We start from the raw sequence: 20,189 nt of genomic DNA, 5'->3' as shown, positions 1-20,189 counted from the left end.
TCAATCTGATACCAACTTCTAAGTATAAAAAATGTGAAAATCACAATTTCTCGGTATTGTGCAATTTCTAAATAACCCCTACCTTTGCAGCCCGAAAAAAGGAATAGATATGAAAAAAGGAATAGATATGAGAAAAGGATTAGGAAAAATCAGAAAGATTAAAAAGAAACACATCTTCCTGGCCTTATTGGCTGTGATCGTTCTGGGAGGTTTGGCGAAGGCTTACTCTGCCTGGGTGGGTACTACCCGCATCGCTTTCCTCAACTATCAGGCTATTGCGCTGGGACAGATTTCGTATGCCAACGACAATGCGATGATCAAACTGAGTGAGATTACGACCGATGATTTCGAGCATCTGGATGATTACGATATGATTATCGTGAATGGTATGGGTCTCCGAATCGACGAGAACCAGCGTAAGCAGTTGGAAGAGGCTTCCGACAAGGTGCCAACCCTGACTCATGCTGCTACCAACCCAGCCAACAATATCGTATCAGTAGATAACTTCGATGCCGATTATCTGATGCAGTACATCGAGAACGGCGGTAAGAAGAACTATCAGAGTATGCTCGCTTATATCCGTAAGTTTATCGACGGAAAGAAGTTCATGGCTCCAGAGCCGGAACGTGTAAATGAGCGACCAGACTATCTCCTGACTCATTTCGACCCGAAGGATGAAAAGGGCGATGAACTGGGCTTCAACAGCATCCGCGAGTACAACGCCTTCCTGGCAAAGAACGGTTTATATAAAGAAGGTGCTCCTACCATCATGCTTACTGGTTTTATGGGTGCGGCTCCTGATATGGAAAAAGCTTTCGAAAAGAAGGGATTCATGGTGTATCGCATCAATAAGCTTCAGAGCTTTATCGCCGGTCATCATGCCGACAGCATCCAGGCGAATGCCGTAGTGAATATGGCGCATGGCAGACTGGGCGATTACTTCGTTGAGTTCCTGAAGCAGAAGAATATTCCTCTGTTCTCACCTCTTAATATCAACCGCTTGACCACCGATTGGGAGAACGACAAGCAGGGAATGAACGGCGGCTTCATGTCGCAGAGCATCGTGACTCCGGAGATTGATGGTGCTATCCGTCCATACGTAGTTTTCGGACAGCGCATCAACAAGGAGGGCTTGCAGGAGGTTTACGGCATCCCAGACAGAATGGAGAGTTTCGTAGAGAGCGTGCAGGGCTATGTGAATCTGAAGAACAAGAAGAATAGCAACAAGCGCATCGCCATCTTCTACTTCAAGGGTCCCGGTCAGAATGCTCTCACCGCTTCGGGAATGGAAGTGGTTCCATCGCTCTACAATCTCCTGGTTCGCTTGAAGAATGAAGGATACAATGTAGGCAAGTTGCCAGCCAATCCTCAGGAACTGGCAAAGATGATTCAGGCTCAGGGTGCTGTCTTCGGAACCTATGCCGAGGGTGCCTATACCCAATTCCTCCAGTCGGGACATCCTGCCCTGGTTACCGCCCAGCAGTTTGCCGGATGGACCCAGAAGGCTTTGTCTAAGAAGATGATCAAGGAGATGAACCAGCTCTATGGTTCCTTCCCTGGCAAATATATGGCTACCGATGACGGTAAGTTGGCAGTGGCAAGACTGCAGTTCGGTAATGTAGCATTGCTTCCACAGGTGATGGCAGGTGTGGGAGGCGACTCCTTCAAGATTGTGCATGGCACCGACCAGGCACCTCCTTACACCTATGTTGCCTCTTATCTCTGGGCACGTTATGGTTTCAGTGCCGATGCACTCATCCATTTCGGAACCCACGGTTCGCTGGAATATACCCCGAGAAAGCAGGTGGCACTCGGCAGCAACGACTGGAGTGACCGATTGATTGGTGTGGTTCCACATCTTTATATATATACCATCGGCAATGTGGGCGAGGCAATGATTGCCAAGCGCCGCACCTATGCCCAGACCCAGAGCTATCTCACTCCTCCTTTCAAGGAGAGCGAGTTGCGACAGACCTATAAGCAGTTGAGTGATGCCATCCAGTCTTACGAAAAGAAGGCATCTGCCGAACAGTCGCTCAAGGTGAAGGCGCTTACCGTGAAGATGGGAATCGCCCGTGAACTGGGGCTCGATGCCAAGCAGATGAACAAGCCTTATTCTGCAGATGAATTTGCGAGAGTAGAGAACTATGCAGAAGAGTTGGCAAACGAGAAGATTACCGGCAAGCTCTATACTCTCGGTGTGCCATACGATAATGATGATGTCCGCACCAGTGTCTATGCGATGGCTACAGATCCTATTGCCTACGGAATGCTGGCAGTAGATAAGCTGAAAGGTCGTGCCCAGGAGGGTGTGGAGAAGCACAAGCAGCTTTTCGACCGTCTCTATCTGAGCAAGGCACGCAATACCGTGACTCAGCTTCTGGGTTCTGCCTCGGTTTCTGATGAATACATCTGCCGTTATGTAGGAATCACTCCTGCCGAACTCCAGATGGCTCGCAAGGTTGAAGCGATGCAGGCTGCTCCGGATCCTATCCAGATGATGATGCAGATGGCAGACCAGATGGGTGGAGCGAAGGAGGCGAAGCCGAAGAGGGTGGACCACCGTACGGTAAGCGAACTCCGTGCTGCCAAGGTTTCTCATAAGAAGAAGATTCCGCAGATGAGTCGTGAGGCTTTTGAGAAGATGGAACAGACCGGTCGCTTCCCTGACAAGATGATGGAAGCTATCAAGAAGGGACAGAAATGGTATCAGGAGGATTTGAAAAAGGCGAAGATGGCGAAAGCCGGCAAGGCTTCTCAGAAATCTTCTAAAGATAAGGGTATGATGATGTCGAAAGCACCTAAATATACCCGTCAGCAGATTCATCTGGCTCAGGCTATCACTACCATAGAGCATGCCTTGCAGAATGTGGGCAAGTATTCGGAGGCGCTCCGTCAGAGTCCGCTCAACGAGATGTCTTCTCTGATGAATGCCCTGAATGGCGGCTTTACCGCCCCATCTCCAGGTGGTGATCTGATTGTGAATCCGAACACTCTGCCTACCGGTAGAAACCTCTTCTCCATCAATGTGGAGAATACACCTTCGGAGGATGCCTGGGAGAAGGCGAAGGAACTTTGCGACAATACCATCAAGATGTATTGCGAGCGACATAAGGGTGAATATCCTCGTAAGGTGAGCTACACGCTCTGGAGTAGCGAGTTTATCGAAACAGAGGGTGCTACCATCGCCCAGATTCTCTATATGCTCGGTGTAGAACCGGTAAGAGATGCTTTCGGTCGTGTTACCGATCTGCGTCTCATCCCATCCAAGCAGTTGGGCCGTCCTCGCATCGATGTCGTGGTTCAGACTTCCGGTCAGCTCCGTGACCTGGCAGCATCCCGTCTCTTCCTCATCAACAAGGCGATAGAGATGGCGGCAAATGCCAAGGGTGATAAGTACGACAACCTGGTGAAAGCCGGTGTTACCGAATCCGAAAGAGTGCTCGTAGAGAAAGGCATGTCGCCAAAGGAGGCACGTGAGGTGAGTATGTATCGTGTCTTTGGTGGCGTAAACGGCAACTATGGTACCGGTATCCAGGAGATGGTAACCGCAGGCGATCGCTGGGATAAGGAGAGTCAGATTGCCGAGGTCTATCTGAACAATATGGGTGCCTACTATGGTGATGAGAAGAACTGGGAGACCGTTCGCAAGGCTGCTTTCGAGGCAGCGCTGACCCGTACCGATGTGGTAGTTCAGCCACGACAGAGTAATACCTGGGGTGCCTTGAGTCTCGACCACGTATATGAGTTTATGGGAGGTATGAACCTTGCTGTGCGCAACGTGACCGGTAAGGATCCGGATGCTTATCTCGCCGACTATCGCAACCATAGCAATATGAGAATGCAGGAGGTGAAGGAGGCTATCGGTATCGAGGGCAGAACCACCATCTTCAATCCTGCCTATATCAAGGAGAAGATGAAGGGTGGAGCCAGCAGCGCCAGCACATTCGCCGAAATCGTAACCAATACCTACGGCTGGAATGTGATGAAGCCAAAGGCAATCGACAAGGAGATGTGGGACGAGATATATAATGTATATGTCAAGGACAAGTACCATCTCGGAACCAAGGAGTTCTTCGACAAGCAGAATCCGGCAGCGCTGATGGAGATGACCGCCGTGATGATGGAGAGTGCCCGCAAGGGAATGTGGAAGGCTACTCCTCAGCAGCTCAAGGACATTGCCAAGCTTCATACCGAGACCGTGAACAAGTATAAGCCTTCATGCTCCGGTTTCGTCTGCGACAATGCCAAGCTGCGCAACTATATCGCCAGCAAGACCGATGCTGCTTCTGCCAAGGAATATCAGCAGAATGTAGAGCAGATTCGTGATGCTGAGGCTGCGAAGAACAGCAGCGACAAGGGTATGGTGATGAAGAAGGAGACGCTGAATGAGGAGGCTCAGAAGACCACCACTGTGGTGAGCAGCATCGTAGTAGGTGTCATTGTCATCGTAGCATTCGTGATGTTGGCTATCCTCATTCGCCGCAGACGGAGTCAGAGTGAAGAGTGAAGAACGAAGAGTGAAGAATTCAATAGTATTTATAAATAAAAATAGGTGAAGAATTATGAGTGATGAAGAATAACAATATAGCCAAAAGGACTATATGATTTTTCACTCTTCACTCTTCGTTCTTCACTTTCAAAAATGGAGACATTAGTTTTAGTAATGATGATATTGGTTTGCTTCAGTTTTGTGCTGAAGCAGACCTTCCACGGAGTGAAGGAGATTATGATCATCTCGGTGCTCGTAGCTTTCTTCGTGGGAATGACCTGGCCATTCGCCATCGAGCAGTCGAAGACGCAGATTGCGGCTTGGATAGCTGACCAGAAGCTGATGCTCGATATGGCGGTGCTGCTGAGTATCGACGTGGCACTCACGATGCTTTTCTGTGTGCACCACGTAGATCTGAAGACTTCAGAACATGTGAGCCGCCGCAAATGGGTGTTCTTCATCTTCCTGAAGTATTTCCCGGGGTTGCTGGTTTTCCCTGTGCTGTTCAGTGTTCTGGTGATGACCATCTTCCTGCTTCCCGGCGTATCGTTCCAGGTAGTAGCATGGGTGCTTGCGGTAGTGCTGCTGGTCTTGACTCCGGTATTCACCTATGGTTTGAGATGGCTCTTGCCGGAGCGACCAATCCGCTTGGAACTGCTTTTTCTGGTAGAGGTGCTGCTCGGATTGATGGGCATCATCGGTACGGTGAATGGCAGGACTGCCGTGGCAGGCTTCAATAGTTTCGATGCCCTCTCGCTTCTCGGCGTCATCGCCATCGTCATCGTAGGAATGGCTATCGGATGGGCAGTTTACAATTATCAAATTAAAAAATATAGAGTATAATGAATTACATATCAGACGTATTGTTTTGGATTTCCACAGGCATGCTGGTTCCTGTGATTATTTTGTTGATTTTCTTCTTCCTCAGAGCCTTGCTGCTCCTCGGAGGTTTCTTCGGACAGTATCTTGTAAAGCGCAAGTCGGGTGCGGAGATTCGTGAACAGATGAACACCCTGACGCTCGATAACATCGATACCTTGGGCGATCGCTTGCCGAAGAACAAGCAGGCTGTCATCGTTTCCTATATGAAGAAACTCGTGGACAACCGTCAGAGCAAGGCGCAGGTGAACCGCATCCTCGACCAGTATGCCCAGTTTGTTGAGAAGGATCTTTCTCTTCCTTCTACACTCCTGAAGATGGGTCCGATGCTCGGTTTGATGGGTACCTTGATTCCGATGGGTCCAGCCCTGGTAGGTCTTTCTACCGGCGATATTGCTTCGATGGCTTACAATATGCAGGTGGCTTTCGCTACCACCGTAGTGGGATTGTTTTCTGCAGCCATCGGTTTCGTAACCAAGCAGACCAAGAACCGCTGGTACACAGAGGATATGAGCAACCTCGAATTTATGGCAGACCTTTTGGAGGAAAAGCAAAAAGGCTTTTAAAGGTAAAAAGGTAAAAAAGTAAAAAGGTAAAAAAGGCTTTTAAAGGTAAAAAACTAAAGACATATAATTTATGAGACAGAGACGCAGAAATAGGCTTGCACATGATGGCGAGGATGATGATCCGATGAGCGTAGTGAGCAACCTCTTCGATGTGGCGATGGTGTTTGCCCTTGCCCTGATGGTAGCCCTCGTTTCGCGCTATAATATGACGGAAATGTTCAGCAAGGATAACTTCACGATGGTGAAGAACCCTGGCAAGGAGAATATGGAAATCATTACCAAGGATGGACAGAAGATCAATCGCTATACTCCTTCTGAAGACCAGAGCCAGAAATCTGGCAACAAAGGAAAGAAGGTGGGCATCGCTTACCAGCTGGAGAATGGCGAAATCATCTATGTTCCGGAAGATAAATAATTGAATTTCCGTATATCAGGAAGTTAAAGGAGTTAAGGCGTATGTCTTGCTGCTTAAAAACTACGCCAAAAAGACTATTGTCTTAACTCCTCAGCGACCGTAGGGAGCGATAACTCCTTTAACTTCTGAACTTGAATAAATAATATTGTAACTAAAAGAAAAATAAGAAAATGAAAAAGTTTAAGACAATGATGGCCATGATGTTGGCTTTGGTTTCTATGTGTGTAGCATTCAACTCTTGCAGCAGTGATGATGATAATGATACTGTGGCAGCTGCCAAGGAGATTGCCGGTTCATACACCAGCTCTCTGGATATGACCGTAATGGGCGAGGCTTCTACATACGATAATGTTACTTTGAAGATTGAGGCTATTGATGATGCTACCGTCAAGGTTACATTGCCTGCTTGCGGCGAGGGCATGATGGCTCTTCCTGCTCTAGAGGTTCCTGCAGTAAAGGTTTCTGGTTCAAATGGTGCTTATGCATTCGCTCAGGAAAACTATGCTGGTACTGTTACCGTGAATGGTGCTGAGAAGAACTATACTGTAACCTTGCAGGGTACTTTGAAGGACAAAACGCTGACTGTCAACTACTCAATACAGTATGGCAAGATGCCTATGCCGATGATTGCTAAGTTTGTTTGTACAAAATAAAGGGATTGTTTCAGGATAAACTTTGATATAATTCGATGAAACAAAAGATATTCGCACTATTCCTGATCCTTTGCGGATTGTGCCTGAATCTGAAAGCTGAAACCCAGGGAGATATCGTGGGTAGAGTGCTCGATGATTCGGGCGCACCTCTGGTGGGTGCCACCGTCCAGATGGTGAATGCCAAGGGAGGAGTAACCACTGATGAAGACGGATATTTCCGCATTCCTTACAGCAAGGAGGGAGCGGTGAGAGTGAAGGTGAGCTTTGTGGGCTATCAGACTCAGACTTTCGTACTGAAAGCGGATGAGAGAAAAGGTGAGCAGCATGTCCTTCGTCTTCAACCGGATGCTACAGCCCTCGATCAGGTGGTAGTTACCGCAACCCGAACTCCGAAGGCTTTGAAGGATGCTCCTATGGTAACCCGTCTGATTACCGCCAATGATATCAAGATTGCCGATGCTACCAATATCCAGGACCTCCTCACCGAGCAGATGCCGGGTCTGGAATTCGGCTATGCCATGAATCAGGAGACTTCTCTCAACATGAATGGTTTCGGTGGAAACGCCGTGCTCTTCCTCGTAGATGGTGAGCGATTGGCTGGTGAAACCATGGATAACGTAGATTACAGCAGATTGAATCTGGATAATGTGGGACGTATCGAGATTGTAAAGGGTGCTGCTTCGGCGCTCTATGGTGCCAGTGCCGTAGCCGGAGTCATCAATATCATTTCCCGTGAAAACAGCGAGCCTTGGACTGCCAATGTCAACACCCGCTACAACGACTTCAACAAGGAGTGGCGCCACGGTGGAAGCTTCAGCTTCAATGCCGGAAAATGGAATTCGCAGACCAGCATCCAGCGCACCACATCAGATGAGGTTCAGCTTACCAGTCCTTTCGATACAGAATCCAACATCCTTCATATCTATGGTGGAGAGACCTTCAATGTGAAGGAGCGGCTTACCTACAAGCTCTCTGACAAGGTGAAGCTGATAGGTCGTGGCGGCTATTTCGCCCGTATCAGCAATCGCAGCAACTACGATGACCACTATAAGGATTATTCTGCCGGACTGAAGACGGTGATGAATCTCTCGGAGAATGATAACCTGGAGATTTCATACGGCTTCGACCAGTATGACAAGACCCGATTCGTGAACAGTGAGCGCACTCACGACCACGATTATACCAATCGTCAGAACATCGTCCGTGCCCTCTATTCCCATATCTTCGGCAAGAACACATTGACGGCAGGTGCTGATTTCCTGAACGATTATCTCACCACCTATCAGTTTGCCAACAATGGTTCCAAGACTCAGAACTCATACGATGCCTTCGCCCAGTTCGATTACAATCCTTTGCAGTGGTTGAACATCGTGGCTAGCCTTCGTCATGATTACTTCTCTGCATCCAGCCAGCATGCCACCACCAGTCGTCTGGCTCTGATGACCAAGTGGAAGGGCTTTTCCATCCGTGCCAACTATGCCGGCGGATTCCGTGCCCCAACCCTCAAGGAGATGTATATGAACTTTGATATGGCGGGCATGCAGATGATTTATGGCAATCCGGATTTGAAGCCGGAGAAGAGCGACAACTTCAACCTGGCGCTGGAGCATACCGGAAGGGTGAAGAATGCAGGCTTCGTGACCGGTCAGTATAGTCTTACCCTGATGGGCTATTATAATAAGTATGATAAGCGCATCACTACCGAGGATTATGCCGATTATACCCCGGGAACCGGTCAGCCGGATGTGGCTTCCCGTTATTGCAATGAGGATGGAGTAGAGGTGAGCGGCATCGACTTCAGTGCCCAGTACCGTTCGGATATGGGTCTAGGTGTGAAACTCGACTACAGTTATCTCCATGTAGGTGGCAGAAGCGTAGATTCCCAGTTCTCCCAGCCTCGTCCGCATTCTGCAACCTGGCGTCTCGACTACGATCGTCAGCTCTGTTCGTTCTATCGCATCAATGCCGCTCTGTCAGGCAGATACCTGTCCTCTCCTGATACGAACATCGAGAAGCATGACAGCAGTTATCAGTTGTGGAAGTTCACGCTTCAACAGCGATTCCTGGATGCCGTCAATTTGAACTTCACGGTAGATAATCTCTTCGATTATACACCAGAGAAGTATTATTGGAGTTCGGCAATGACCACCGGTCGCACCTTCTCTGTGGGACTTTCGGTTGACATCGACCGCATCGTGAATCTCTTCTAGAAACCGCCATCTGGCAGTTTCCAGACCCAAAATAGGTTAAAAAAGCCATAGTGAAGGATGCTTTTCTTCAAATTATGCCGTACTTTCGGTATAAAATCGTAATTTTGCAGTGATTTAAAACCTATTCATTCAAAATTATGATACGAAGAATCATTCTAACTATGGCTTTTTTGGCTAGCCTTTCATTATCAGCCAAGGATGTGAACATGGGCAGTTGGCAGATTGTTCCATTGCCTCAGCAAGTCAAGGAGATGAGCAGTGCTCCTTTCCGCATCACAGCCAAAACTACAATCTATTATGCTGCTGGAGATGAGAAGCAGAAGAAGGACGCCGGGTTCCTGGCATCTCATATCAAGGAGGTAACCGGTATCGGGGTAAAGACTACCGACAAGCAGGCGAAGGGTCAGATCCGTCTGGCGCTGAATGCTGGCGATACCCAGTCTGAGGCTTATTCTCTGGTGGTCAACAAGAATGGCATCACCATTTCAGCCACCTCTCATGTAGGTATCTTCTATGGCATCCAGAGTGTGATGAAGGCATTGCCTATCACCCGGAACGTGAAGAGCGTTTCTCTTCCTGCTGCCGAGGTTACCGATGCTCCCCGTTTTGCTTATCGTGCGTTCATGATCGATGTGGGCCGTCATTATTTCAGCGTACCTTATCTCAAGAAGTTGATTGATGTCTTTGCGATGCACAACATCAATTATTTCCACTGGCATCTTACCGAGGATCAGGGCTGGCGTCTTGAAATCAAGAAGTATCCGATGCTTACCCAGATTGGTTCCAAGCGCAAGGAAACCATCCTGCCAACCAACAAGAACGAGTTTGATGGCGTTCCTGTTTCGGGATATTATACCCAGGAGGAAGCTCGCGAAATCGTGAAGTATGCTGCCGACAGATACATCACCGTGATTCCGGAGGTGGATATGCCGGGTCACATGCTGGCAGCCCTGGCATCTTATCCTGAGTTGGGCTGTACCGGTGGTCCTTACGAGGTAGCTACCCGTTTTGGTGTTTTCGAGGATGTGTTGTGTGCCGGCAAGGCTCAGACTCTTCAGTTTGCCAAGGACGTGATGGATGAAATCATGGATATTTTCCCATCAGAGTATATTCACATTGGTGGTGATGAGTGCCCTAAGAACCGCTGGAAGGTTTGCGGGAACTGTCAGAAGAAGATTGCAGATCTCGGCATCCAGGAACTTCCTAAGCACAGCAAGGAGGAGCAGCTCCAGACCTGGTTTATGGGTGAGATAGAGAAGCAGATCAGAAACCGTGGCAGAAAGATGATGGGTTGGGATGAAATTCTGGAAGGAACTCCATCCAAGGACATCACCGTTTGCGGTTGGACCAGTGTGAATGCCAGCATCCGTTCTGCCCGTGAAGGTCATCCTACCATCGTAGCTCCTATCAGCAATTTCTATTTCAGCAATCCTCGCATCAACAAGATAGAGGGTATTCCTAGCATCCAGCGAGTATATGATCTGGATCCTTGCTCTGATAAGCTGACTCCTACCGAGCAGAAGAACATCATCGGTGCCGAGGGTTGTATCTGGACCGAGTGGGTAAAGGATGCCAAGAAGATGGAGTGGGAGTTGTTGCCAAGACTTGCCGCCCTTTCTGAGGTTCAGTGGACTGCCAAGGATAAGCGCAACCTGGAGAACTTCTTCCCAAGAATGCTCCACATGCAGGATCTCTACCGCCTCTACGGCTTGAATTACAAGGCTGATATCGAGGATGCCGTGAAGAAGCATCTGGAAGAAAAGAAGTAATATTTGTAGATAGCACCGCCCTAACTATATAAAAATAGGTAGTTAGGGCGGTGTTATCGTTTATAGGTGCGCCCTAACTATGTTAAAAAAGGTAGTTAGGGCGGTACTATCCTTGCAGATTTCATTTTTTTTGTTTATCTTTGCACCGATAAAATTTAGTATAAATGAAATAAAATCAGAAAGTTATGGATGCAAACGGAATAATAGGACGTGAATATGAGCAGAAACTCATTCTGGAACGTTGTAAAAGCAACAAGGCAGAACTGATAGCTGTCTATGGTCGTAGGCGCGTAGGAAAGACTTTTCTGGTTCGAAAAATGTTCAACGACCAGTTTGCCTTTTCCTTTATTGGTATGTATGAAGTGAGCCGTGCGGTACAGCTGGAGCAGTTTCGGATGGCGTTGGCGCAGTATGCTAAGCAGACCGTGCCCAAGCTGAAAACCTGGTTTGAGGCTTTTGCTGCTTTGCGTGAATATCTGTCGGGCTTATCTCAGCAGGAACCGATTGTTCTGTTCTTTGATGAGTTGCCTTGGATGGATACGCCCAAAAGCAATTTTATCGCAGCTTTCAGTTATTTCTGGAATTCATGGGCTTCTATGGTCCCTCAACTGAAACTTATCGTCTGTGGCTCTTCCACCACGTGGATGTTGGCTAAGTTTATAGGCGATAAGGGCGGATTGTATGGTCGCGTTACCCGGCAGATCTATCTGGCTCCATTCTCTCTGGGCGAGACAGAGCTGTTCTTAAACGAATTGAAAGGCCTTGCTCTTACCCGCCAGCAGGTATTGGATGTGTATATGATATTGGGTGGTATTCCTTATTATCTTGATATGCTGGAGCGTGGTGTGCCGTTAGATGTGTGCATCGACAGACTGTTTTTCTCGCAGGATTCGCCATTACGTGGAGAATTCGATTTCCTCTTCCGTTCCCTCTTTAATGACTCCAAGCATTATCGCAAGATAGTAGAGGTGCTTTCTGAAAAAATGAAGGGGATGACCCGTAAGGAATTGATGGATGAGTTGAAACTGAAAGGTGGTGGACAGTTATCAGAAATCCTGGAGAATCTGAAAAAATGCGATTTTATCAGGAAATATGCTACCATAGGAAAGAGTGAAAGGGATGCCCTATATCAGTTAACTGACTTATACTCATTGTTCTATACCCGTTTTGTAGCAAATAACAGTGGGCAGGATAAGAACTTCTGGAGTAACATGCGCAATTCGGGAAGTAGAACAGCCTGGAGCGGTTATGCTTTCGAACAGGTATGCCTACATCATATCCCACAGATCAAGAAGGCATTGGGTATTTCTGGTGTTTTGGCGAATGTTTATTCCTGGTCCTGCCGTCCTTTTGTAGATTCTACTGGTGCAGAATGGCGAGGAGGTCAGATAGATATGCTGATAGACCGTGCTGATGGAGCTATCAATATCTGTGAGATGAAATATGCCAAGGATGAGTTTGTGATAGATGCCAGCTATGAGCAGCGGCTGCGTGACAGGATGTCTTCCTTCTCTGTGGCGACCAAGACGAAGAAGGCATTGCTGCATACTTTCATCACGACTTATGGGGTGAAGCAGAATATGCATAGTGGATTGGTGAATAGTGAGGTAAGGATGAATGATCTCTTTGGATAAATGGTATTTTAATGTCCGTTTTCAAAACTGATACTGCCCCCATGAGATAGGGGGCAGGTCGGTGAAAAACGTTGAAAAATCGCCTAGAACCATCTCTTCTTCATTTTCTTCAAGAAATCCTTGGTGATAGGGAAGCCGGAGGCTTCACCTATTACGGAGTCGGTATAACAGAAGGGACATTCGGCTGTAGGCGGCTCATCAGGGAGGTAATCCGTGATTTCGGATGGCGAGAAGATTTCGCCGCAGAAAAAACAGCCGCACTTTTCAGATTTTTCTATTTGTTCCTTGTTGCTGAAGCTGCAATCGTGAGCCTGGCGGAAGATCCTGTCTTTCTCTTCCTCTTCTTTCTGCTTTTTCTCAGCCTTTTCCAGATAACCCTTGAATCGTCTCTGAAGATAGAGCGGCACATGATAGTGAGGGGCGAAGACATACAGCGACGGAACATGGTCGTGGTATTCGATCAGTTTTCCCTCACCGTCATACACTCTTTCAGAAAGACATTCGCGGTCGTAGTGCAACATTCCCATCGGAATCTCCGAGATATAATAGCAGAAGGTATCCAGCGGATAGTCGTCTTCCTCCTTCATCTTTTTGCGGTAAAGGACATCCTGGTGCATCAGTCTCTCTGCCTCCTCCAAAGTTGTGGTGAAGGCTTGCGGACAATAGGTGTTCACCTTGTATTTCGGATAATGTGAACGCTTTTTCTCCTCCAGCTCTTCTGTTTCTAATACTTCGAGCTTGAAGATGGCAGGAACATCCCGATGCTGTGGATGTTCAGCCAATTGCTTGAATTCTTCGTATGTCATAGGATGTTTATTTTAAGAATTGGTGTGTCTTCTTGTATTTTGTACCATCGCAGTTGGTGATATTGATTTCCAGGACCAATCCTTCCAGCTGAAAGTCGAGCGGGATGTTGATGGCACGTCTTTGGATATCCATTTCGTAGAAGATGCTTCCGTCCTTTTTGCAGAGCACGATGTCCAGATAGTCTGGCATATCAGGTATAGTTCCAGGCTCTGACATTTGTGGTTGAAACTCCCCAAACTCTTCCTTCACATACTCGAATAGTCCCCGAGTATATTTTTCGATATCCACCCCTACATATCGAGTATAGGTGTATTTGATGATACATAAAGACATTTTATTCTTTCTTTTTGGTTATACCTTTATAATATAGTAATATGAAGGGAAAATTTCAAAAAACCGAGGGTGTGTCATAAGTCTGAATAATAGTTGGTGCATAACAGTTGACCACCGCATGCACAACAGGTGTTGTGCATGCGCATATCAGCTGTTATGCAAGCGCACAACAGCTGTTGTGCGACCGAAGATACTAACTATCTCAACAACATATCCTATCTTTTCCAACAACATATCCTATCTTTTCCAACAACAAGAATAGGGTGAATCATAAACTTATGACACACCCTCGCTTGATTATTTAAATGATGTCATCCATTAGAATTTGGTAAGTTGTTCCACCTTGCCGAATTTGATGGTTGTTCCATCTATGATGACCTTTACTTTGTTTTCAGCCTTGTTACCCCTGTCGTAAAATGTATATTGATACCAGGAATTGCCGAGAGGTTTGATACTGATGATACCATGTTTTTTACTAGGTCCTTCTAGCGCACTACTTTGGAACAGCCAAGTGGCATAACCTTCTTCAACTAATTCGGAACTGCTCAGATACTCGAGAAGAAACTGCCCCCATGAGATAGGGGAGGAAGATAGATGAAAACGTTGAAAAATCGCCTAGAACTATCTCTTCTTCATTTTCTTCAAGAAATCCTTGGTGATAGGGAAGCTGAAGGCATCACCTATTACGGAGTCGATATGGCAGAAGGGACATTCGGCTGTAGGCGGCTCATTAGGGAGGTAATCTGTGATTTCTGATGGCGGGTTGTTGAGTGATTGTGCTTTTAAAAAACACCCCCATCTGAAAGTGTATCAGATGAGGGTTGTTTCTGAATTTATAGTTACCTTTTTATCTATTTCTTGGTACTGTATCGACTACAACATCGCTAGGTATCTCTGTAGGAATGTCTTCAGATGGTTCTTTGTAATTTGGATCTGGCTCATCTTGTGGAGAACCATCATCGTCAGTGATATCTGCTGCATTGAACTTTCCTTCCTTCTTGGCTTTCAGAAACTCCTCGTATTCCTGACCATTATAGTCAATCTTTTTGAGTAAACTCTCTTTGACTGTATCCTGATCTTTGACGATAATATTAGTATTACAACTTATATCTTTATTATATGCATAGTTGTATAGCTCAGGTATGTCATCTGAAAAAATAGTACTTTCTCCAGAGGCCAAATCTACTCCTTGATGTACTTTCTTTGCTTTTATAACACCAGTTGAAGATTGCATGATAGTGATTTCAACTGAGTAATCTGAACCCTTTACCATTTCTGATCCTGTATTTCGGATAGGTTGATCAATTTGGCAATGAAGTCCAGTGGCATCACGTCTCCAACCATAGCTTCCTGTTTCTTTAATAAGTGAGAGCGACATGTTGTTGGAGTACTTATTGATAAGATAGCTTATAAAGTCGCTACTTTCAAGCATCAGTTTGCCAAGTTCCAAGTCGGGCATCTTCTTGATTGGTACTCCAGTTTTCAGAGCAAGTTCGTTACTTACAGAGTCGAGTTTGAGGACAGAGAATGTATTGATAATCTTAAAAGTCTTGTTGTCTGTTGGCTTGAAAATTATCTTTGACATTCTTGTGTTCTTGATGCTGACTATATAGCTGCTGTCCTTCTCATTCTTCTGAATGTCGAGATCACCTTTCTCGATACTGTCAGGTAATGATAAGTCACCATACAGCTTTGCTGCTGGATAAATGTCATATGCTGTCGCTTTGTCACCGTCTTTGACGGCTGCGATAAACTGGTTGGTCAAATCTTCGACCGTACTCTTGTTAGAGTCGCATGATGACAGTCCTAGGACTGCCATCAATGCTATAGTTATGATACTTTTTGCTTTCATAGAAAAATGTATTATCTCCATCCTGTAACTTTTCTGTTTCTTACATAGATTTTATTATAGTTAAGATTCACTCCAAGTTCTCTAAATAGTTGGAAAATTCCACTTGGCTCATACAAACTGTAAACTCCTGCATTGTTACGGAATGTTCCCTTGAAAGTGAACAACTGAACAGCAGTTCCATCGGCTTGAATTTCTTTGTATTCCGTAAGGATACCTGCTGGCATTCCTACATATATCTTACCTTGTTTGATATAATTGTAAGCTTTTTCTCCATATTTCTTGATTAATGCAGTCTTTTGTGCTTGTAATATTTTTGTTAGTGTATCATTATATTTCTTGATAGCTTCCGCTTTCTTTTGTCCCTTGGCTTTAATGGCTTCATCTGGGGTATCATATCCATAATATGTAGGCTTGAAAACACCTGTGTTGAAGTCGAGGTTTATACCAGCAACCAATTCGTATTGTAAGTGGTCTTTATACTGATATAATCTGTTGTCTCTTGCAGGACGCTCAAAAACTGAACAGTCTGGTCTCATATTGGCATAGATTTCTGTTCCTTTTTCTTTGAAGTAACCAAACATACATTTTCCTGAAGGGGCGTAAAGGAATGCTTGCTTGTTATTATTATAGAAATCATTGACAAATTCTGGCATTCTTGAAGTTAGCGAGGCCAAGTTATCATAATTGTCAATATCAGCTTCCTGTATATTGAGAATGACTACTCTGCCATCGGAAAAAAGAATGACATCATGTAAGCATCCTCCATAGATGGTTTCTTCGTCATCCAGACAATCTTCGTCTTGATAATAAAACTTTTTCGGAGCTGGAAGTTGTTTGATGATTTCATACCATTCTTTCGGGTCTCTGCCACTTTGGCAAAGAAGATATCCGATACAAGTAGCAATCTTGTCGTTCTTGCCTAGAAAGTATTGGAATGCTTCTTTGATGGTTTTGCGCGATCCAGGACCATTCAGGTAGGGGGTTAACTCTTTCTTTATTTGTGGGACAAACTGCTCAGGATGTGATAGGGATATCATCCTTTAAAATCAGTTAAAAAGTGGGCGCTCCTTTATAAAATTTGTGGCAGGATTCCCTCATAAAATGTGTATATTTGCAGCGTTATTCCCTCATAAAATGTGGGCGGAAGAGTAATTATTCCCTCATAAAATGTGATTTAAAGATATGGATTATGGAAAGATTAGCTATCGATGAACTTCTGAAATGGAAGAATAAACAATATCGGAAACCTCTTATTATTGAGGGTGCCAGACAGGTGGGAAAGACTTGGCTGGTGAAGGAGTTTGCCCGCCAGAATTACAAGCAGCTGGCGTATGTGAACTTTGAAGAGATGAAGATCCTGCAGAATCTCTTTGAACAGGACTTCAGTATTCCTAGAATTCTTACAGCTATTGGGGCTGCAACGAATGTAACCTGCACAGAGGGCGAAACGCTGATATTCCTGGATGAGATTCAGGCTGCTCCTCATGCTGTTACTTCCCTGAAATATTTTGCAGAGAATGCACCGGGTTATCATGTCATAGCGGCTGGTTCTCTTCTGGGTCTCGAACTGCATCAGGGGGAGTCTTTTCCTGTGGGTAAGGTGGAATTTCTCTCTCTCTATCCAATGAACTTTATCGAGTTCGTGATGGCTATGGGGGAGAAGAATCTGGCGCAGCTGCTACTGACGAAGGATTGGAATATGATAACGATGTTTGCTCCCAAGTTTCAGGAACTCTTGAAGTATTATTACTATGTGGGAGGCATGCCTGAAGCCGTATTGAGCTTTAGCCAGAATCGTGATTGGAAAGAGGTGAGAGCCATACAGAAGGATATTCTGAGCTGTTATCAGAGAGATATGTCGAAGCATGCTCCATCAGAGATTATTCCCCGTATTACTGATTTGTGGAAATCCTTGCCAGCCCAGTTGAGTAAAGAGAACAGGAAGTTTATCTATGGAGTGGTGCGCGAGGGGGCAAGAGCCCGGGAGTATGAGTTGGCCTTGCAGTGGCTGCTGGATGCCGGACTGATATATAAGGTATATAATGTGAAAGCTCCCCGACTGCCACTTGCCAGTTATGAAGACCGGGCAGCCTTCAAGATTTTCGTCCTGGATGTCGGGCTTCTAGGTGCGATGTTTAATCTCAAGGCAACGACAATAGTGGACGGCAACAGTATTTTTACCGAGTTTAAAGGGGCGTTGACGGAACAGTATGTTTTGCAGCAGCTCGTTCTCAGGTATGAACCGTATTATTATGCCAAGACCAACAGTACTCAGGAGATTGATTTTCTGCTCCAGGATGAGGAGGATGAGATTGTTCCGCTGGAGGTGAAAGCCGAGACGAATGTCAAGGCAAAGAGCCTGCGCCAGTTTGTTGCAGACAACCGGTCAAAGAAGGCCTATCGCATCTCCATGAATGATTATCAGCAAGAAGATTGGGTTACGAATGTACCGCTCTATGCGGTAAATGGTCTCGAATTTTAGCAATAGCACCGCCCTAACTATATAAAAATAGGTAGTTAGGGCGGTGCTATCTTTGCAGATTCTGGAGTAACTTCAATATCCGTTTTCAAAACTGATACTGCCCCTATGAGACATTGTCTTATTTGGTTTTAATGGAGTTTCAGGAAATGTAAATCCCCAATCTGCAAACTTCAACAGGTTGGGGATTTATGTTTTATATTATCTTCTTGTTTTACCAAAAACGTCGGAATGTGTGCCTGTAGTTAGCATGAGGAGTGTTCTATGGGATAGCCGCGCTTTTTGCAAAGCTTTAAAGCTTTGTCAAATCTCTTAGTAGTATCAAGTTTATACATTATTCTCCTAAAATAGTATCAAACATTTCATCAACAGAATTCCAATGGGTAACTCTGCCTTTCTCCTTGTCTTCTTCGGCAAGTTCAAGATCTGTTTTCTTTGGTTTCATGACAGAAATAGAACTAACGCCATTCAGCATTTTGATAGCGTTCTTCAATTTTGTCAGCATTGCTGGATCTGATACTGTTACCAACAATTGAGGCTCGTTTATTGCTAATGTATTCATACTTACTCCTTTTTAAAAACATTCATCAATTTACAGCAGCAAAAATACTTTTTTTTCTCTAAACTACCAAGTAAATTAAAAGATTTTTTTTATTTTGGTATAGAGTACCCGTTTTTATGTGCTAACTTCATGGATTTACAGTCTCTTGGAGATATGATGGATAGAATGTCCGTTTTCAAAACTGATATTGCCCCCATGAGATAGGGGGAGAAGGTCGGTGAAAAACGTTGAAATAACGCTCTAATCCCAAAATTTACTATGTTTTTTGGGATTGTAATCCCAAAAATAGGTATAAATTTTGGGATTACGATTATTTTTCCTTATCTTTGCATCCGAAAGAAAGAAGGATTCATAACTTAAAAGAAAGGATATTTATGATACGTCGTCAAATACAAGATACAATTGAAGCCCGGATATTTTCCGGGAAGGCTATCATCGTGATTGGAGCCAGACAAGTGGGTAAGAGCACGCTGTTTAAAATGGTGCTCGAGAATCGTGATGAACCTACTCTTATGTTGAATTGCGATGAACCAGAAGTAAGAGAGTTGCTGGCAAAGGCAAATTCTTCTGAGTTGCGTCTGCTTATAGGCAACAATCTTATTGTTGTGATAGACGAGGCTCAACGGGTAGAGAATATCGGGATGGTTTTGAAACGAATCACGGATAATTTCCCAGATGTACAACTCTTGGTGACAGGTTCCTCCTCTTTTGAATTGCAGAATAAGCTCAACGAACCTTTGACAGGACGCAAGTTTGAGTACCATCTTTTCCCTTTTTCTACAAGAGAACTGATGAAGGCTCATGGACTGCTTAGTGTAAAACAAACATTAGAGAATCGGCTTATTTATGGTTCTTATCCAGATATCATGAATCATGAGACGGATGCAAAGGAGTTGCTGTATAATTTGTCTAACAGTTATCTGTATAAGGACTTGTTGAATTTAGAAAGTGTTCGGCGCCCAGCCCTGTTGTCCAAGCTGCTTACTGCCTTGGCACTGCAGGTTACAAGTGAAGTTTCATATAATGAGTTGGCGCAAACCGTAGGAACAGATAATAAAACGGTAGAGAAGTACATTGATTTGCTCGAAAAGTGTTATATCATATTCAAGTTGAATGGCTTTAGTCGCAACTTACGTACGGAGTTGAAACGTGCTAAGAAATTCTACTTTTATGATAATGGAATACGTAATGCTATTTTGCAAAACTTTGCACCTCTTGCTCTCCGGCAGGATGTGGGGGCTTTGTGGGAAAACTTCTTCATTAGTGAGCGAATGAAGGTCAATCAAAATGCTGGACGATATGTAAACAGCTATTTTTGGCGTACCAGTCAGCAGCAGGAGATTGATTATCTGGAGGAGTGTGATGGTCAGTTTTCCCTGTTTGAAATGAAGTGGAATCCTAGGCGTGCCAATACAAAGTTCCCGGCCTCTTTCCTTTCTGCTTATCAGGTGAAAGATAAGTGCATCGTTACGCCTGAAAATTGGATAGATTGGGTTATAGAGTGATAATGCTCCCCCTTTAATGTCCGTTTTCAAAAC

At 45.2% G+C, this 20,189-nt stretch carries 15 protein-coding genes; 10 read left to right on the top strand and 5 right to left on the bottom strand.

Features of this window, described 5'->3' with window-relative positions:
- Window positions 1-157: 157 nt before the first annotated feature.
- The 8 genes from ACQRBJ_RS12130 (at window position 158) to ACQRBJ_RS12095 (ending at window position 12,618) form a co-directional block, all read left to right on the top strand.
- Window positions 158-4,510: a cobaltochelatase subunit CobN gene (locus tag ACQRBJ_RS12130; RefSeq protein WP_445303756.1), complete on the top strand. Its 4,353-nt coding sequence runs from the start codon at window positions 158-160 to the stop codon at window positions 4,508-4,510.
- A 135-nt stretch (window positions 4,511-4,645) separates the two neighbouring features.
- The gene (locus ACQRBJ_RS12125) at window positions 4,646-5,335 is read left to right on the top strand and encodes a hypothetical protein (protein WP_337501462.1); all 690 of its coding nucleotides are present in this window, start codon (window positions 4,646-4,648) and stop codon (window positions 5,333-5,335) included.
- Window positions 5,335-5,937 (top strand): MotA/TolQ/ExbB proton channel family protein, encoded by a 603-nt coding sequence (locus tag ACQRBJ_RS12120; protein WP_445303755.1) that lies wholly within the window; start codon window positions 5,335-5,337, stop codon window positions 5,935-5,937. The genes ACQRBJ_RS12125 and ACQRBJ_RS12120 overlap by 1 nt, the downstream gene beginning before the upstream one ends.
- Window positions 5,938-6,007: 70 nt before the next feature.
- Window positions 6,008-6,352, top strand: a complete 345-nt coding sequence (locus ACQRBJ_RS12115) for a DUF2149 domain-containing protein (RefSeq protein ID WP_117729579.1) — start codon at window positions 6,008-6,010, stop codon at window positions 6,350-6,352.
- A 170-nt stretch (window positions 6,353-6,522) separates the two neighbouring features.
- Window positions 6,523-7,005, top strand: coding sequence for a calycin-like domain-containing protein (locus ACQRBJ_RS12110; protein WP_445303754.1), 483 nt, complete (start codon window positions 6,523-6,525; stop codon window positions 7,003-7,005).
- A gap of 35 nt (window positions 7,006-7,040) precedes the next feature.
- Window positions 7,041-9,215, top strand: a complete 2,175-nt coding sequence (locus tag ACQRBJ_RS12105; protein WP_445303753.1) for a TonB-dependent receptor — start codon at window positions 7,041-7,043, stop codon at window positions 9,213-9,215.
- Window positions 9,216-9,352: 137 nt separating this feature from the next.
- The gene (locus ACQRBJ_RS12100) at window positions 9,353-10,984 is read left to right on the top strand and encodes a beta-N-acetylhexosaminidase (RefSeq protein WP_445303752.1); all 1,632 of its coding nucleotides are present in this window, start codon (window positions 9,353-9,355) and stop codon (window positions 10,982-10,984) included.
- Window positions 10,985-11,169: 185 nt separating this feature from the next.
- Complete coding sequence (locus tag ACQRBJ_RS12095; protein WP_445303751.1) at window positions 11,170-12,618, top strand: AAA family ATPase; 1,449 nt, start codon at window positions 11,170-11,172, stop codon at window positions 12,616-12,618.
- 83 nt (window positions 12,619-12,701) lie between these two features.
- On the opposite strand, the gene ACQRBJ_RS12090 is transcribed toward ACQRBJ_RS12095, so the two are convergent.
- The 4 genes from ACQRBJ_RS12090 to ACQRBJ_RS12075 all read right to left on the bottom strand — a co-directional run bounded on the left by ACQRBJ_RS12090 (window position 12,702) and on the right by ACQRBJ_RS12075 (window position 16,647).
- Window positions 12,702-13,424, bottom strand: coding sequence for a hypothetical protein (locus ACQRBJ_RS12090; protein ID WP_445303750.1), 723 nt, complete (start codon window positions 13,422-13,424; stop codon window positions 12,702-12,704).
- Window positions 13,425-13,431: 7 nt separating this feature from the next.
- Complete coding sequence (locus ACQRBJ_RS12085) at window positions 13,432-13,758, bottom strand: hypothetical protein (RefSeq protein WP_445303749.1); 327 nt, start codon at window positions 13,756-13,758, stop codon at window positions 13,432-13,434.
- Between the two features lie 847 nt (window positions 13,759-14,605).
- Window positions 14,606-15,610, bottom strand: coding sequence for a hypothetical protein (locus ACQRBJ_RS12080; protein WP_441937769.1), 1,005 nt, complete (start codon window positions 15,608-15,610; stop codon window positions 14,606-14,608).
- 11 nt (window positions 15,611-15,621) lie between these two features.
- Window positions 15,622-16,647, bottom strand: coding sequence for a hypothetical protein (locus tag ACQRBJ_RS12075; RefSeq protein ID WP_445303748.1), 1,026 nt, complete (start codon window positions 16,645-16,647; stop codon window positions 15,622-15,624).
- 152 nt (window positions 16,648-16,799) lie between these two features.
- On the opposite strand from ACQRBJ_RS12075, the gene ACQRBJ_RS12070 reads away from it, so the two are divergent.
- Window positions 16,800-18,092 (top strand): ATP-binding protein, encoded by a 1,293-nt coding sequence (locus tag ACQRBJ_RS12070; protein ID WP_445303747.1) that lies wholly within the window; start codon window positions 16,800-16,802, stop codon window positions 18,090-18,092.
- A 331-nt stretch (window positions 18,093-18,423) separates the two neighbouring features.
- Here ACQRBJ_RS12070 and ACQRBJ_RS12065 read toward each other — a convergent pair whose 3' ends face one another.
- Window positions 18,424-18,651, bottom strand: a complete 228-nt coding sequence (locus ACQRBJ_RS12065; RefSeq protein WP_218432065.1) for a hypothetical protein — start codon at window positions 18,649-18,651, stop codon at window positions 18,424-18,426.
- Between the two features lie 374 nt (window positions 18,652-19,025).
- Between ACQRBJ_RS12065 and ACQRBJ_RS12060 the strand changes: the two genes are divergently transcribed.
- Window positions 19,026-20,156 (top strand): ATP-binding protein, encoded by a 1,131-nt coding sequence (locus ACQRBJ_RS12060; RefSeq protein ID WP_445303746.1) that lies wholly within the window; start codon window positions 19,026-19,028, stop codon window positions 20,154-20,156.
- Window positions 20,157-20,189: the final 33 nt, after the last annotated feature.

This window comes from Prevotella sp. SGI.167 (assembly GCF_050313615.1).
Taxonomy (GTDB): Bacteria; Bacteroidota; Bacteroidia; order Bacteroidales; family Bacteroidaceae; genus Prevotella.
The sequence above is the reverse complement of the archived record's forward strand: the minus strand, read 5'-3'. Positions and strand labels throughout refer to the sequence as shown.